At 73.4% G+C, this 14,145-nt stretch carries 13 protein-coding genes and 1 riboswitch; of the genes, 1 reads left to right on the top strand and 12 read right to left on the bottom strand.

Going from position 1 to position 14,145, the window contains the following annotated elements:
* Positions 1-87 precede the first annotated feature (87 nt).
* The 8 genes from ACFYZS_RS20325 to ACFYZS_RS20290 all read right to left on the bottom strand — a co-directional run bounded on the left by ACFYZS_RS20325 (position 88) and on the right by ACFYZS_RS20290 (position 7,692).
* Entirely contained in the window at positions 88-639 is a 552-nt protein-coding gene (locus ACFYZS_RS20325) for a GAF domain-containing protein (protein ID WP_389014136.1), read from the bottom strand.
* Positions 636-1,319 carry an ATP/GTP-binding protein gene (locus ACFYZS_RS20320; RefSeq protein WP_389014133.1) on the bottom strand — a complete coding sequence of 228 codons (684 nt, stop codon included), beginning with the start codon at positions 1,317-1,319 and terminating at the stop codon, positions 636-638. The genes ACFYZS_RS20325 and ACFYZS_RS20320 overlap by 4 nt, the downstream gene beginning before the upstream one ends.
* The gene (locus ACFYZS_RS20315) at positions 1,297-1,686 is read right to left on the bottom strand and encodes a DUF742 domain-containing protein (protein ID WP_389014336.1); all 390 of its coding nucleotides are present in this window, start codon (positions 1,684-1,686) and stop codon (positions 1,297-1,299) included. Before ACFYZS_RS20315 ends, ACFYZS_RS20320 begins: the two co-directional genes overlap by 23 nt.
* 23 nt (positions 1,687-1,709) lie before the next feature.
* On the bottom strand, positions 1,710-2,138 hold the full coding sequence (locus ACFYZS_RS20310; RefSeq protein WP_030159759.1) for a roadblock/LC7 domain-containing protein: 429 nt from the start codon (positions 2,136-2,138) through the stop codon (positions 1,710-1,712).
* A gap of 35 nt (positions 2,139-2,173) precedes the next feature.
* A complete protein-coding gene (locus tag ACFYZS_RS20305; protein WP_389014130.1) occupies positions 2,174-4,102 on the bottom strand; it encodes a sensor histidine kinase in 1,929 nt (642 codons plus the stop codon).
* Between the two features lie 270 nt (positions 4,103-4,372).
* Positions 4,373-5,572: an MBL fold metallo-hydrolase gene (locus ACFYZS_RS20300; protein WP_389014128.1), complete on the bottom strand. Its 1,200-nt coding sequence runs from the start codon at positions 5,570-5,572 to the stop codon at positions 4,373-4,375.
* 178 nt (positions 5,573-5,750) lie between these two features.
* Positions 5,751-6,536, bottom strand: a complete 786-nt coding sequence (locus ACFYZS_RS20295; RefSeq protein WP_389014125.1) for an SGNH/GDSL hydrolase family protein — start codon at positions 6,534-6,536, stop codon at positions 5,751-5,753.
* Between the two features lie 166 nt (positions 6,537-6,702).
* Positions 6,703-7,692, bottom strand: a complete 990-nt coding sequence (locus ACFYZS_RS20290; RefSeq protein WP_389014123.1) for a peptidoglycan DD-metalloendopeptidase family protein — start codon at positions 7,690-7,692, stop codon at positions 6,703-6,705.
* Positions 7,693-7,696: 4 nt separating this feature from the next.
* Positions 7,697-7,905, bottom strand: a riboswitch (cyclic di-AMP (ydaO/yuaA leader).
* Between the two features lie 278 nt (positions 7,906-8,183).
* Here ACFYZS_RS20290 and ACFYZS_RS20285 point away from each other — a divergent pair.
* Positions 8,184-9,002 (top strand): tyrosine-protein phosphatase, encoded by an 819-nt coding sequence (locus ACFYZS_RS20285; protein ID WP_389014120.1) that lies wholly within the window; start codon positions 8,184-8,186, stop codon positions 9,000-9,002.
* 27 nt (positions 9,003-9,029) lie between these two features.
* Here the strand turns inward: ACFYZS_RS20285 and ACFYZS_RS20280 are convergent, their stop codons facing one another.
* The 4 genes from ACFYZS_RS20280 to shc are packed head-to-tail and all read right to left on the bottom strand — an operon-like array spanning position 9,030 to position 14,111.
* Complete coding sequence (locus ACFYZS_RS20280) at positions 9,030-10,412, bottom strand: aspartate aminotransferase family protein (RefSeq protein WP_389014117.1); 1,383 nt, start codon at positions 10,410-10,412, stop codon at positions 9,030-9,032.
* Positions 10,409-11,437 carry an adenosyl-hopene transferase HpnH gene (hpnH, locus tag ACFYZS_RS20275; RefSeq protein ID WP_389014114.1) on the bottom strand — a complete coding sequence of 343 codons (1,029 nt, stop codon included), beginning with the start codon at positions 11,435-11,437 and terminating at the stop codon, positions 10,409-10,411. The genes ACFYZS_RS20280 and hpnH overlap by 4 nt, the downstream gene beginning before the upstream one ends.
* A 5-nt stretch (positions 11,438-11,442) precedes the next feature.
* Complete coding sequence (locus ACFYZS_RS20270) at positions 11,443-12,120, bottom strand: 1-hydroxy-2-methyl-2-butenyl 4-diphosphate reductase (protein ID WP_389014111.1); 678 nt, start codon at positions 12,118-12,120, stop codon at positions 11,443-11,445.
* Positions 12,120-14,111, bottom strand: a complete 1,992-nt coding sequence (gene shc, locus ACFYZS_RS20265) for a squalene--hopene cyclase (RefSeq protein ID WP_389014108.1) — start codon at positions 14,109-14,111, stop codon at positions 12,120-12,122. The genes ACFYZS_RS20270 and shc overlap by 1 nt, the downstream gene beginning before the upstream one ends.
* Positions 14,112-14,145: the final 34 nt, after the last annotated feature.

The following is a 14,145-nucleotide window of genomic DNA, read 5'->3' as shown; positions in this document are numbered from 1 at the left end:
CTCTCCCACCACTGCAACCGGTCGGGCTGATGTCGTCGACCGTAGCGCCCGGCACCGACAACCGCCCCCGGGCGACGGCTCCGCCCCTCACCCCGCCCGCAGCCCGTCCTCCCGCGCGTGGATGATCTCCACCAGCTCCGCCGCCAGGGACTTGACCGTCGCCAGCCCCTGCATCCCCCACCGGCGCGGCTCCAGCTCCACCGCGCACACCGTGCCCAGGACCACCCCCGTCCGGTCGGTCAGCGGCGCGCCCACGTACGACCGGATCCCGCTCTCGTCCACGACCGCGTTCCCCGCGAAGCGCGCGAAGTCCCGTACGTCCTCCAGCACCAGGGCCCGGCGCCGCACCACGACGTGCGGGCAGTACCCGTGGTCCCGGGGCAGCACCCGCGCCGGGTAGCCGCTCGCCGGGGCGTCCGGCGCGTGGTGCAGCCCGGCGAAGAACTGCCGTTCCTCGCCGATGAAGTTGACCCCCGCGTACGGGGCCGCCAGCACGTCCGCGACCTGCCGGGCGAAGGCGTCGAGCTCCGTGTCCGCCCGCTCCCCCAGGCCCAGTTCGCGCAGCCGGACGGTGCGCGCGGGCGCCTCCCGGTCCACCGGCGTGAGCAGCAGGTGTCCGGTCGACTCGTAGTACGTCATCTCGGTTCTCCCCCGTCCAGATTCCATGATCGCGTCGAGCCCGCCGAATCCGTCGAGCCCGTCGAGCCCCTCGGGTCCCTCGGGTCCCTCGAGTCGGTCGCCGCCGTGAAGAGCAGGTGGTGGACCAGGGCGGCCAGCGCCCCCGTCCCGGAGCTGGTCAGCCGCGCGTCGCACCGTACGACCGGCACCTCGGGCCCGAGCCCCACCGCTTCCCGGACCTCCCCGGGGGTGTAGCGGTGGCCCTCGTCGAACTCGTTCACGGCGACGATGAACCCGATGCCGCGGCGCTCGAAGAAGTCCACGGCCGGGAAGCAGTCGGCGAGCCGGCGCGTGTCCGCGAGCACCACCGCGCCGAGCGCGCCCGCGCACAGCTCCTCCCACAGGAACCAGAACCGCTGCTGCCCCGGCGTGCCGAAGAGGTACAGGACGTGCCGCTCGTCCAGGGTGATCCGCCCGAAGTCGAGCGCGACGGTCGTCGACGTCTTCGCCTCGACCCCCTCCAGCGGGTCCGGGCCCTCGCTCAGCCCGCTGAGCAGCTCCTCCGTGCACAGCGGCTCGATCTCGCTCACCGCGCCCACGAAGGTCGTCTTGCCCGCCCCGAAACCGCCCGCGACCAGGATCTTCAGCGTCGCGGGCAGGACGGGGGCGGGACGGGTGTCACAGTCGTCGGCGTAGGCCATCGAGCACCGCCCGGAGCAGGTTCTGGTCGTCGGCGGCGACGTATCCGCCGCCCGGGAACCGCGGCGCCTGCGCCGTGACGGCCCCGAATTCCATCAGGTCGGACAGGAGCACCTTCACCACCACCGCCGGCAGCCGCAGCTGCCCGGCCACCTCGGCGACGGTGACGGCCGCGGAGCCGGCGCACAGGCGCAGCGCGAGCGTGTGCTCCGCGCCGAGCGGGCCGCGCGGCCGCACCCCCGTCGCGGTCACCAGGGACAGCAGGTCGAGTGCGGCGGCCGGGCGGGTCCGCCCGCCGCTGGCCGTGTACGGGCGCATCACCCGGCCCGCCGAATCGTCGAGCCAGGGCGTGTCGCGCGGGCCCCCCATGCCGTACGTGGCGCGGGCGCGCATCACTCCGGGTCGCCGACGGGGCGCCGCGGCGGGGCCGCCAGGTACGGCCGGACGCTCTTGACCAGCATCGCCATCTCGTAGCCGAGTACGCCGGCGTCGGCCTCCCGGTCGGCCAGGACCGCGAGGCAGGTGCCCGCCCCGGCGGCCGACACGAACACGAGGGCGGTGTCGAGCTCGACCACCACCTGCCGGACCTCCGCCCCGTCCCCGAACCGGGATCCGGCGCTCCGCCCGAGGGAGTAGAGCCCGGAGGCCAGGGCCGCAAGGTGGTCGGCGCTGTCGTTGTCGAGGCCGTGGACGCAGGTGACGAGGCCGTCGGCGGTGAGGAGGACCGCGCTGCGCGTGTAGGGGACCCGCTGGACCAGGCCGCTGAGCAGCCAGTCGAGGTCCGAGAGCCGGCTGGTCTTGGTCGCCGCTTCGCCGCCCATGGTGGTGCGCTCCTTGCTGAGGTGAGAGGTCGGGGTCATGGCTGGTTCTCCGACTGGGCGAGGCCGAAGCCCCGTTGGAAGGCGGCCATCAGGCCGGGGTCGTGCACGGGTTGCTCGGGGGTGTCGGCGGGCCTCGGGGCGGGGGCGTCCCGCAGCTGCGGGGCGAGGTGGTGCTGGGCCCGGCGCCGGGGCAGGGGCGGCCGGTCGGGATCCGTCCGGGCAGCCGGTACGGAGACCACCGCCAAGGCCGGCGGGGCCGGCGGTACCGACGCGCAGGCCGGGGCGGGCGCCGCGGGCGCCGGCTCCCGTACGAGCGACTCCTGTACGAGCGGCTCCCGTACGAGCGGCTCCCGTACGACCGGCTCCCGTACGAGCGGCTCCCGTACGACCTGCCTCGCGGCCGACCGTCCGGCGGCCCCCGCGCCCGGGGCCGCGCCCGCGGGCCGGTCCGGCGAGGGCGCGTCCAGCCCGAGGTCGAGGCCGAGGTCCAGGGTCGTCTCGACGGCCGGCGCCTCCGCCGGGCCCGGGCGATGCGGTCCCGTGCGATCCGGCCGCGGACGCGGCTGCGGCTGCGGCTGCGGGCGCGGCGCGGGCGGCGGCGGGGCCGCCCAGGTCGGCGCGGCCGGCTCCGGCACCCTGCGTACCTCCGGCTGCGGCTTCGGCACGGCCACCCGTACGGGCTCCAGGGGCGGCATTCCGGCGCCCCCGTCCCCGGTCCCCCAGGACGTGGCCCGGGAGCCCCCGAGCGCATCGGCGGCGCTCGGCGCCTCCGCCCCCAGCAGCTCCTGCGGCAGCACCAGCACCGCGAGCACGCCGCCGTAGATGTTGGACTTCAGCTCGACGGCGATCCCGTGCCGCCGGGCCAGCGCCGACACCACGAACAGGCCGATCCGCCCGTCCGCCAGCAGGTGCCGGACGCTGATCTGGTCGGGGTCGACGAGCAGGGCGTTCATCCGGTGCTGCTCCGCGGCCGGCATGCCCAGCCCCCGGTCCTCCACCTCGACGGCGATGCCCGCGGTCACCCGCTCGGCACGCACGACCACGTCGGTGTCGGGGGCGGAGAACACCGTGGCGTTCTCGACCAGTTCGGCCAGCAGGTGCACGACGTCGGCGACGGCGTGGCCGCGTACGGTGCCGCCCGCCGGGGGCACCACCTTGACCCGCGTGTACTGCTCGACCTCCGCGACGGAGGAGCGCAGCACCTCGCTCAGGTCGATGGGCCGGGTCCACTGGCGCCGGGAGGCGGCGCCGCCGAGCACGGCCAGGTTCTCGGCGTGGCGGCGGATCCGGGTGGCGAGGTGGTCGACGTGGAAGAGCTCCTTGAGGAGGTCGGGGTCCTCGACCGTGTCCTCCATCTCGTCGAGCAGCGAGATCTCCCGGTGCACGAGGGACTGGAGACGGCGCGCGAGGTTGACGAAGACCTCGACCTTGCGGTCGCTGTCGGACGGCGCGGCCGGGCCGGCCACCCGTACGAGGGTGGTGTGCGCGTGTTCGCGGGCGCCGCGCAGCTCCTGGGAGAGCAGCCAGAACTCGTCCACGCGGTCGGCGTCGCCTCCGGCGGGCGGCGCCGTCGGGCCGCCGCGGACCGGGCGGACCGGCGGCTCGCCCCGCTCCAGCCGCTCGGCGGCGGCCCGCAGCTCCTGGCGTCCGCGCACGCTGGAGCGGCGCAGGGCCTCGCAGCGGTCGCGGACGGCCTTGGCGGAGCGCTGGGCCCCGAGCAGGGCGGCGGCCAGGGCGCCGACGACGAGCAGGGCGCAGCCCGCGAGGACCGGCCACAGCCGGGCGTCCCGCTCACCGGCGCCCCCGCCGAGCTGGAGCGTGAAGATCACCGCGGCGGCCCCGCTGAACCCGGCGGCGAGCGTGGGCAGCAGGGCGGCGCGCAGCAGCTGGGGGCGTATCTGCCGCCCGGGACCGGTGACGGCGTGTCTCGACGGGGCGTGGCGGGCGGCGCGGAGTCCGGACATCGGCGTCCTCTACGTGGGGCCCGGGCCCCCAGCTGTCCGGGGCCCGGTGTGGATCACGGTGTTGATCACCGGATACCCACGCTAGACCGCAGGATCCCGCCCCTGACAGCCAGTTGGGGAACTTCACCGGGGTGCTTCCCGCTCCCGATGGAGCGCTCGTACGACAGCCCGAATCCGCCGGGGGCGCACGTTCGCGACGACCGGACGGGACGCACAACCCCGTGCGGTGGTCCGCCGCGCGCGCCCCGCTCCCGCCCCCGCGACCGCCTGCTACGAGCCGACCGCCTCCGGTTCCTCGTGCGCCGCGGCCGGCGGACGCGCCGTCGCGACCGGCCGGGCCGGACTCGCCGGTACGGGCGCGGCAGAGGCCACGAACGGGCGCCACCAGGCCTCGCTCGGGGCGTCCGCGTCGCCCGGCTCGAACGGCTGGCCCGGGATCGGCAGCGCGATCGCCGCCCCGGTGGCCTCGGCGGCGGCGACGGTGCCCTCGCCCGGCTCGTCCCAGGGGTGCAGGGCCAGGTTGAAGGTGCCCCAGTGGATCGGCAGCATCGTGCCGTGCGGGATCCCGCCCTGCAGGTCGAGGTGGGCCCGCATGCCCTCCTCGGGAGTCATGTGGATGTCGGGCCAGTACTCCGAGTACGCGCCGATCTGGATCATCGTCGCGTCGAAGGGGCCGTGCGCAGCGCCGATCTCCGCGAACCCGGGGAAGTACCCCGTGTCACCGCTGTGGAAGATCCGGTGCTCGTCGCCCGCGACGACCCACGAGGCCCAGAGGGTGTTCTGCTGGTTGCGCAGTCCGCGCCCGCAGAAGTGCCGCGCCGGGGTCGCCGTCAGCGTGAGCCCCGCGACCTCGGTGGCCTCGTTCCAGTCGAGCTCGCGCAGCCGGTCCGGCGACACGCCCCAGCGCTCCAGGTGCGCGCCGACGCCGAGCGGGACGGCGAAGACGGTGTCCGTCCCGGCCAGCTCCTTGATCGTCGGCAGGTCGAGGTGGTCGTAGTGGTCGTGCGAGATCACCACGACGTCGACCGACCCGAGCGAGGCCAGCGGTACGGGCACGGGGTGCAGCCGCTTGGGCCCGGCGAACGGGAACGGGGAGCACCGCTCGCCCCACACCGGGTCGAACAGGACCCGCCGTCCGTCGATCTCCGCGAGCACGCCCGAGTGCCCCATCCAGGTCAGGCGCAACCCGCTCACCGGCGGCTTCGCCAGCTCGGCGAGCGTCGTCGGATACACCGGGATCGGCGCACCCGGATTGCGCCGGGTCCGCTGCTCCTTGTGGAAGTAGATCTTGGCGAACTCCGTCATGGAGCCGGAGGGCCTGGTCCGGGCCCCGACCGGGTTCTGGAAGACGCCGTCGGCGAAGTTCGGCGAGCGCCGGATCCGCTCCAGGCGGGCGCCGGACGGATCCGCGCCGAAGGCTTCGGGCCGCAGGGCGCGCAGCCGGGGACGCAGGGGACGGGAGCCGGTCAAAGCGCCTCCTGGGAGGGTGGGGCGGATGGTCGTGAGGCCGTAGGGAATACCGGTCTACCACCATGCCAACGCGCACCGGCCCCGAAGGATTCCGCCGCGCGCCCCCGTTCTCGCCCGCTCCCCTTCCCTCCCCCCGCCCCCCTTCTTCCCTCGCGTCCGCCACGTCCCCCGCCGGGACCTACAGCGGCAGCAGGTCCGGCCGCTTCGCCTCGACGTGGTCCCCGGAGGACTCCCCGCGCAGCCGGCGCCCGATCCACGGCACCAGGTACTCCCGCGCCCACTGGATGTTGTCCCGGGTCACGTCCACCGAGCCGCGCGGCTGCTGCGGCGGCCACGGCTGGTCGGGGTCGGCCGGCACCTCCAGCCCCAGCACCTGGGCGGCGCGCAGCGCGACCCGGGTGTGCCCCTCGGGCGAGAGGTGCAGCCGGTCGTCGTCCCAAGCCCGCCGGTCCTGCACGGACTTCAGGGACCAGAGGTCGAGCACCGGGCAGTCGTAGCGGTCGGCGATGGCGCGCACGTGCGCGCTGTACGTCGCCACCTTGCCCCGCAGGTGCTTGAGGACCGGAACGCCGCGGGTGTCGAAGCCCGTGGTGATCATGACCCGGCCGACGGCTCCGGTGAGGTCGGCGACCGCCGCCTCGAAGCGCTCCGCCACGGCGTCCGGGTCGCTGCCGGGCCGGATGATGTCGTTTCCGCCCGCGCAGAAGCTCACCAGGTCCGGTGCGAGCTCCTTGGCCCGGGGGACCTGTTCCGCCACGATCTGGTCGAGGAGGCGCCCCCGCACGGCCAGGTTCGCGTACCTGAATTCGTTTTCCTCGCGCTGATCGGCCAGGAGTACGGCCAGCCGGTCCGCCCAGCCGAGAAAGGTCTCCCCGGGCCCCGGGTCCCCCACACCCTCGGTGAAGCTGTCCCCGATCGCCGCGTACGAGCCGATGGTCTTGAGTGTCGTCTTCGTCGCTGCCACGAGAACACATCCTTCACCCCGGCACGTGACCTACGCCACCGTAGGCAGGGGTTGACGGACCGTGATCTATACCACCCGGTCGGTACGGAATAACAGCGCGTGAGGCCGGGACCCCCCTCGGGTCCCGGCCCCACGTGTCCGGCTGCCTCTCCGACGGCGGGAGCCGTCAGATGCTCACGCCCTTCGAGCGGAGGTAGGCCAGCGGGTCGATGTCCGAGCCGTAGGACGGCCCGGTGCGGATCTCGAAGTGCAGGTGCGGGCCGGTGGAGTTGCCGGTGGAGCCGGAGAGGCCGATGGTCTGGCCGCCGGCGACGCTCTGGCCGACCGAGACGGAGAGCTGGGACAGGTGGCCGTACTGGGAGTACTTGCCGTCGGCGTGCCGGATGACGACCTCGTTGCCGTACGCGCCGCCCCAGCCGGCGGAGACCACGGTGCCCGCGCCGACGGCGCGGACGGTGGTGCCGGAGCTCGCGATGAAGTCGACACCGGTGTGGTAGCCGCTGGACCACATGGCGCCGGGGGTCTTGTACTGGGTGGAGATCCCGCCGCCGCCGACGGGGGCGACGAAGCCGGCGGCGCTGACCGCACCGGCCGCGGGCTTGGCGGCGGCCTTCTTGGCGGGCGCGGCGGCGGGGGCCTGGGCCGGGGCGGCGTCCGCGGAGTCCTTGGCCTGCGAGGCCGAGCCCGAAGCCGCACCCGAGGCCGAGGACTTCTTCGCCGGGGCCGGGGCCGCCTCCTTGGCCGGAGCGGGAGCCGCCCCGCCCTTCGCGGCGAGGGTCAGCTTCAGCCCGGGGTGGATCAGCGAGGGGTCGGCGCCGACGGCCTCGCGGTTGTCGGCGTACAGCTGCTGCCAGCCGCCCGAGAGGTGGCGCTCCTGGGCGATCTTGGAGAGGTAGTCGCCCGGCACGACGGTGTAGACGGCCGACGTGGCCGGCGAGCCCTGCTCGGCGGCGGCGGGCGCGGCCTGGAGCGCCGCCGGAAGCTGCGGGGCCTGCACGGGAGCCGCGGCGGGTGCGGCGGCCGGGGCGCCGGCCGCCTGGGCGCCGGCGGCACCCAGCAGCGGCAGCGCGAGGGCCGCGCCACCGGTGCCCGCGACGGCGAAGCCGCGCGCCACGGAACGGGACTTGGGACGTCGGTGCTTACCCTTTGCAGGCATGGCGAATTCCTCTCCGTCGCCTGCGAGGTGAGCTGTCGGGTTCGGACTGGAGATGTCCGGCCGCACATGAACAGAGCATGAACGGCTTCACCCCGAGCTGCTCCGATGCGAATGATCGGGAACAGCGGCCTACCTGGTTCCCCCGCTCCTGCCGCGCGCGTGAATAGTCGGGTGCGGTTTCCGGACGGCGGCAGGATTCGGCGGTCCATCCGGATCGATCGTGAAGGTAATCGAGTTGAGCCACACCGAACAAGCCACGAATTTCCTGACGGATTCACAGGAGCGGGAATCCACCGGAATTCCGGTCACCCTGCGTCCATTCCCGGGTGCCAACAACCCCTCCGGCCGGGCCATTCGACTTTGACGATCAGGCACTCACGGTCACCGTATGATCTGGCTCACGGGGCCGCGCCCGATCTCGCCTCCGGTGATGGCAAGTTGGCCCCAAGTAGTGTAATTCGGACACACCATGACGATGCGGAGGAGTTCCCGTGACCCAGCAGATACCCCGGCCCCCGCGGACGGAGCCCGTACCGGAGCCCGAGCTCGCCGGAGTGCGCAACTTCCGTGACGTGGGCGGCCTCCCGACCGCCGACGGGCGCAGGGTCAAGCCGGGAAAACTGTTCCGTAGCGGACATCTGGCACATGCCACCGAAACCGATGCAGAATTCCTCGCATCGCTCGGCCTGCACACCGTCTTCGACTTCCGCAACGGCGCCGACCACGCTTTGGAGGGGCTCGACGTCGAGCTCCCCGGCGTACGGAACGTCAACATCCCGCTGTCGGATCCGGCCGACGGCAAGGAATTCTGGAAGATGGTCCGCGACGGTGACGTCGAACAGCTCCGCGGGCTCCTCGGCGACGGAAAGGCCGCCGCCCGGATGGCCAACTCCTACCGCGCGATGATCGAGAACCGCACCGCCGAGCACAGCCGGGTCCTGCACGCCCTCGCGCAGGACAGCGTTCCGGCGCTCATGCACTGCGCGGCCGGCAAGGACCGGGCCGGCCTGTCGATCGCCGTCACCCTGCTCGCGCTGGGCGTCGAGCGCGAGGCGATCGTGGCGGACTACCTGGAGTCCAACGCCCCGCACCGCCGCTACCGCGTGCGCCGCGGCAGCGACGTGCCCGAGGCCCGCTCCGCCGAGGTGATGGAGCTGCTCGCGCCGCTCTTCGACGCCCGCGCCGAGTACCTGACGACCGCCTTCGACGCCATCGACGGACACTGGGGCGGGCTCGAGCGGTACCTCGCCGAAGGCCTCGGACTCGCGCCCGAGACCCTCGACCGGCTGCGGGACCGGCTGCTCGACTGAGCCGGCCCCGCGAGGTGGAGCAGGCCGTCAGCCGCCGCCGACGGCCTGCTTCACCAATGTCCTGCCGAAGTCCCACATCAGGGCGCCGCCGCCGTGCGCCTCGTCCATGACCTCGCGGAAGGCCCCGACGAAGCGGTCGACGTCCCCCTCGTCCACGATCAGCGGCGGGATGAGCTTGATGACCTCCAGGTGGTCGCCCGAGACCTGCGTCAGGATCCGGTGCTTCTGCAGCAGCGGCACCACGACCATCTGCGCGAAGAGCCCCTTGCGGGCCGCCTGGAGCATGGCCCACCGGCTGCGCAGCCCGAGCGAGGACGGCCGCCCGAACTCGATGCCGATCATCAGGCCGCGCCCCCGCACCTCGTGGAGGAGCTCGTACTCGTCCACGAGCGCCGCGAGCCGCCCGCGCAGCAGGTCGCCCGTCGCGCGCGCGTTCGCGACCACCGACTCGTCCTCCATGACGGAGAGCACCGCCAGTCCGGCCGCCATCGCCTGCGCGTTGGAGCCGAAGCTGGCGGAGTGCACGAGCACCCGGTCCATGGACGAGTAGACCTTCTTGAAGATCCAGTCCTTGCCCAGGGTCGCGCCCACCGGCACGTAGCCGCCCGAAAGGGCCTTGGCCACGCACACCAGGTCCGGCTCCACGCCCGGCTCGTGCTGGTACGCGTAGAAATCGCCGGTCCGGCCGAGGCCCGTCTGCACCTCGTCCGCGATCAGCAGCGCCTTGTGCCGGTGCAGCAGCTCCTGCGCCGCGCGCAGGAATCCGGGCGGGGCCGCGAGCACGCCCTTGCCCTGGATCGGCTCGACGACGAAGGCGGCGACGTCGCCGCGCTTCAGCTCCCGCTCCAGGGCGGCCAGGTCCCCGAGGGCGATCTTCGTATCGGGCAGCAGCGGCGCGAAGCCGTCCCGGAAGCCGCCCTCCCCGTTGACCGACAGCGAGCCCGTGGTCAGCCCGTGGAAGGCGTGGTCGCAGTAGAGGACCCTCGTCCGCCCCGTGGCGTAGCGGGCGAACTTCAGGGCCGTCTCCACCGCCTCGGTGCCGCTGTTGCCGAAGAAGACGCGGTCCAGGTGCGGGCTGTACGAGAGCAGCTTCTCCGCCAGCAGCCCGGGCAGCGGCTGGCAGTCGAAGCGGGTCAGGTCGGCGAGCTGCGCGTCCAGGACGTCGTGCAGCGCCCGGCGGACGACCGGGTGGTGCCGACCCAGGCCCATGACCCCGAACCCGGCCAGCATGTCCAGGTAGTCGTTGCCCTCGGCGTCCCAGAAGTGCGCACCCTCGGCCCGTACGTAGACCTTGTCGAAGCCGATCGTGTGCAGCATGCGGGGCAGCTGGTGGTTGAGGTGGCGCGCGTGGAGCTCGTACCGTTCCCCGCCCCGCTCGTCGAGCAGGGCGCGGAGGTCGAAGCCGGTCACTGCTTCTCCCGGTTCCCCGAGACCGTCTCGCGGGCGGCGCGCAGGGATTCCTTGAGGGAGCCCATGGTGGCGAGGACGGCGGTGGGCTCGTAGCCGCAGTGCGCCATGCAATTCGCGCAGCGCGGGTCCTTCCCGCGGCCGTACTTGCTCCAGTCGGTCTCCTCGATCAGCTCCCGGTACGTCGCCACGTAGCCGTCGCTCATCAGATAGCAGGGGCGCTGCCAGCCGAAGAGGCAGTAATTCGGAATGGCCCAGGCGGTGCAGGGGAAATCCGCCTTGCCTTCCAGGAAGTCGAGGAACAGCGGGGAGTGGTTGAGCCGCCAGCGCCGCCGGTTTCCGCCCGCGAAGGCCTTCTTGAAGAGTTCGCGGGTCTGCTCGACGCCCAGGAAGTGTTCCTGGTCGGGGGCCTTTTCGTAGGCGTAGGCGGGCGAGATCATCATTTCGTCGACCTTGAGGTCGTCATTGAGGTAGTTGAGCACCTCGATGATCGTCTGCGGGGTGTCGGTGTTGAAGAAGGTGGAGTTGGTGGTGACCCGGAACCCCCGCCTCTTCGCCTCCTTGATGGCGGCGACCGCCTCGTCGAAGACGCCTTCCTTGGCCACGGACTCGTCGTGGCGTTCGCGCAGCCCGTCGATGTGCACCGCGAAGGCGAAGTACGGGGACGGGGTGAACTTCTCGATCTTCTTGCGCAGCAGCATCGCGTTGGTGCACAGGAACACGTACTTCCGCTTGGCCACCAACTGCCGAACGATCTCGTCGATCTGCGGGTGCATCAGGGGCTCGCCGCCCGCGATGGACACCATCGGCGCGCCGGACTCCAGGACGGCGCCGACCGCCTGGGCCACCGGCATGCGCTGCTTGAGCACGCCCGCCGGGTGCTGGATCTTCCCGCACCCCTCGCAAGCCAGATTGCAGGCGTAGAGCGGTTCCAGCTCGACGATCAGCGGGAACTTCTCACGCTTGCGGAGCTTCTGTTCGAGAAGATACGTCCCGACCCTGATGGACTGTCGCAGCGGCATGGCCATCTGGCTCACCTCCTGGGGAGCAGCAAAGAACGGTGCCAGTCATAAAACGCGGGCAGTACGGCACGCAATACGCGGAAGGCCGATATTCCACCGCGGAACGTGCCGATGCGGACGAGCTCATGCTCCGGAGCGTCCACGATCACCCGGACGGCCGCAACCGGACGGTTCCAGCCATCGGCGGCGGCCCCCACGGCCGTCCACAGGGTGGCCGCGGACTCCATGTCGACCGCGATGGCGCCGGTGGCGCGCAGCTGGGCGCGCTCCTGGCCGCGGACGACGTGGTCGGATCCGGTCAGTGCGCCGGTGTGCACGGTCCGGCCCGGAGCGGCCCGGGCCAGCGCCTCGGCGAGCAGGGCGGTGCCCTCGCACGCGACGGTGCCCCGGGGATCCCGGGTCTCCTCGGCGACGACGAGGTCGCCGGGGCTCATGCCCGGGACCAGCCCGGCGCAGAACCCGGTGGCCAGGACCGGGGCCCGGCCCATCCCCGGCGCGGCGAGGGCCCGGCCGACGGCCCGCTCGGCGGCGCGCGGGCCCATGCCCGTACGCAGGACCGCCCAGCCGGGTTCGGGGCGGGCGGCCCCGCGGCCGCCGCCGCTGCGCAGGGCGGCCTGTTCGATGCGCAGCGCGCAGGCGACCAGCAGCGGGGCGGGCGGTCCGGGGCCCTCGGCCCCGGCGGCGGCCATCAGGCCTCCCCGGGCGCGAAGGGTTCACCGTGCAGGTAGCGGCCGAGCGCGGTGAGCGGGAAGACCTGCCGGTACAGGTGGTAGTTGATGGAGAAGTCCCACGGGAAGCCGGTGCCGGTGAAGTACGGCTCGTCCCAGGAGCCGTCCCCGCACTGGGTCTCCACCAGGTACGCGATTCCCCGCTCGACGGCCTTGCCCTCCCGCTCCCCCGCCGAGAGCAGGGCCATCAGCGCCCAGGCGGTCTGCGAGGGGGTCGAGGCCCCCTTCCCGGCCCACTCGGGGTCCTTGTAGGAGCGCTGGTCCTCGCCCCACCCGCCGTCCGCGTTCTGTACGGATTCCAGCCAGCGCACGGCCCGCCGGATCGCGGGATGCGCCGGGGCGAAGCCCGCGGCCGTCAGGGCGGGGACCACCGACCCGGTCCCGTACACGTAGTTGGTGCCCCAGCGGCCGAACCAGGCTCCGGTGGGCTCCTGTTCGGCGAGCAGCCAGGCGATGCCGCGCCGGGTCCGCGGGTCGGCCGCCTTGCCCTCCACGGCGAGCATCTCCACCACGTGGGCGGTGACGTCGGCCGACGGGGGGTCGATGACCTCGCCGAAGTCGCAGAACGGCAGCCGGTTCGGGAAGGGGCTGGTGTTGTCGGCGTCGAAGGCGCCCCAGGCGCCGTTCCTCGACTGCATCCCGAGGTTCCAGGACACCCCGCGGGCGATGGCCGCCTCGACCCGGGCCGGCTCCGGGTGCTTGATCCGGCGCAGCGCGAGCACCACCTCGGCGGTGTCGTCGATGTCGGGGTAGGTGTCGTTGTGGAACTCGAACGCCCAGCCTCCCGGGGCGAGTCCGGGCCGGCGCACGGCCCAGTCCCCGCTGCGCACGATCTCCTCGCCGAGCATCCAGTCGGCGGCCTTCAGCAGCGCCGGGTGGTCGGGCGCCAGGCCCGCGTCGGCCAGGGCGATGGCGGCGAGGCAGGTGTCCCAGACCGGGGACTGGCAGGCCTCGATCATCCGGACGGGGGCGCTTCCTCGGCCGTCGGGCCCGGGGGGACCGTCCTCGCGCCACACCGCGAACCGGTCGAGGGACTCCAGCCCGGCCCGCATCACCGGGTGGCCGAGGTCGTACCCGAGCAGGTGCAGGGCGATGACGGAGTACACGGCCGGTGGCTGGATCCCGCCCCAGCAGCCGTCGTTCTCCTGCCGCTCGATGATCCAGCGGGCGGCGGTGTCCATCGCGGCCTTGCGCAGCGGGCGCGGGGCGAACCGCCGGTAGACGTGCAGCGCCTTGTCCATCCGCTGGAAGGCGCCCTCCCAACTGGCCAGCGGGGCCGGGCGCTTGGCCGCGGGGTACGGGCGGCGCGCGTCGGTGTGCAGCTCGTCCAGGGCGAACGGGGCGGGGCGGACGGGCCGCTTCGCGGAGACCACGGTCAGCGGGACGATGGTCTGGCGGGCCCAGCAGCCGAAGTCGTAGATGTTCAGCGGCACCCACGGCGGCAGGAAGACCAGCTCGGGCGGGAGTTCGGGCAGGTGGTCCCAGCTCCACCAGCCGAACAGGGCCAGCCAGATCCGGGTGAAGACGCGGGCGGCGGCGATCCCGCCGTGGGCCCGGATCCAGGCCGAGGCGCGGGCCATGTGCGGGGCGTCGGGCGCGTCGCCGGCCAGCCGCAGGGCGACGTACGCCTCGATGGTGGCGGAGAGTTCGGGCGGTCCCCCGTGGAAGGTGGCCCAGGTGCCGTCCGCGCCCTGCTCGCCCCGGATGAAACGGGCGGCCGCCTGTGTGGTGGCCTCGTCCCGGATCCCGAGGAACTGCCGCAGCAGCAGGTCCTCGGCGTCCATGGTGACGTTGGTCTCCAGGTCGCCCTTCCACCAGCCGGCCGCGTCCTGACGGGCCAGCAGGTGCCGGGTCGCCCGCGCGGCGGCCTCCTGCGCACCCCGCACCGTGTCCGGCGCGGTGAAATCCGGATCGGCGCCGGGGGCACCGGCGCCGTCGGTCGTCGCTGTCATGGCTTCCCCTTACGTGGCAGTGGTCCTCTGCTGT

Source organism: Streptomyces sp. NPDC001903 (assembly GCF_042891345.1).
Lineage (GTDB): Bacteria > Actinomycetota > Actinomycetes > Streptomycetales > Streptomycetaceae > Streptomyces.
Note: the sequence above shows the minus strand (reverse complement) of the source record. Positions and strands in the feature narration are given on the sequence as shown.

What these genes read in the sequence shown, in the direction of transcription:
- ACFYZS_RS20325 (WP_389014136.1), bottom strand. Translation starts at nt 639, where the DNA reads ATGACGTACTACGAGTCGACCGGACACCTGCTGCTCACGCCGGTGGAC.
- ACFYZS_RS20320 (WP_389014133.1), bottom strand. Translation starts at nt 1,319, where the DNA reads ATGGCCTACGCCGACGACTGTGACACCCGTCCCGCCCCCGTCCTGCCC.
- ACFYZS_RS20315 (WP_389014336.1), bottom strand. Translation starts at nt 1,686, where the DNA reads ATGGGGGGCCCGCGCGACACGCCCTGGCTCGACGATTCGGCGGGCCGG.
- ACFYZS_RS20310 (WP_030159759.1), bottom strand. Translation starts at nt 2,138, where the DNA reads ATGGGCGGCGAAGCGGCGACCAAGACCAGCCGGCTCTCGGACCTCGAC.
- ACFYZS_RS20305 (WP_389014130.1), bottom strand. Translation starts at nt 4,102, where the DNA reads ATGTCCGGACTCCGCGCCGCCCGCCACGCCCCGTCGAGACACGCCGTC.
- ACFYZS_RS20290 (WP_389014123.1), bottom strand. Translation starts at nt 7,692, where the DNA reads ATGCCTGCAAAGGGTAAGCACCGACGTCCCAAGTCCCGTTCCGTGGCG.
- hpnH (WP_389014114.1), bottom strand. Translation starts at nt 11,437, where the DNA reads ATGGCCATGCCGCTGCGACAGTCCATCAGGGTCGGGACGTATCTTCTC.
- ACFYZS_RS20270 (WP_389014111.1), bottom strand. Translation starts at nt 12,120, where the DNA reads ATGGCCGCCGCCGGGGCCGAGGGCCCCGGACCGCCCGCCCCGCTGCTG.
- shc (WP_389014108.1), bottom strand. Translation starts at nt 14,111, where the DNA reads ATGACAGCGACGACCGACGGCGCCGGTGCCCCCGGCGCCGATCCGGAT.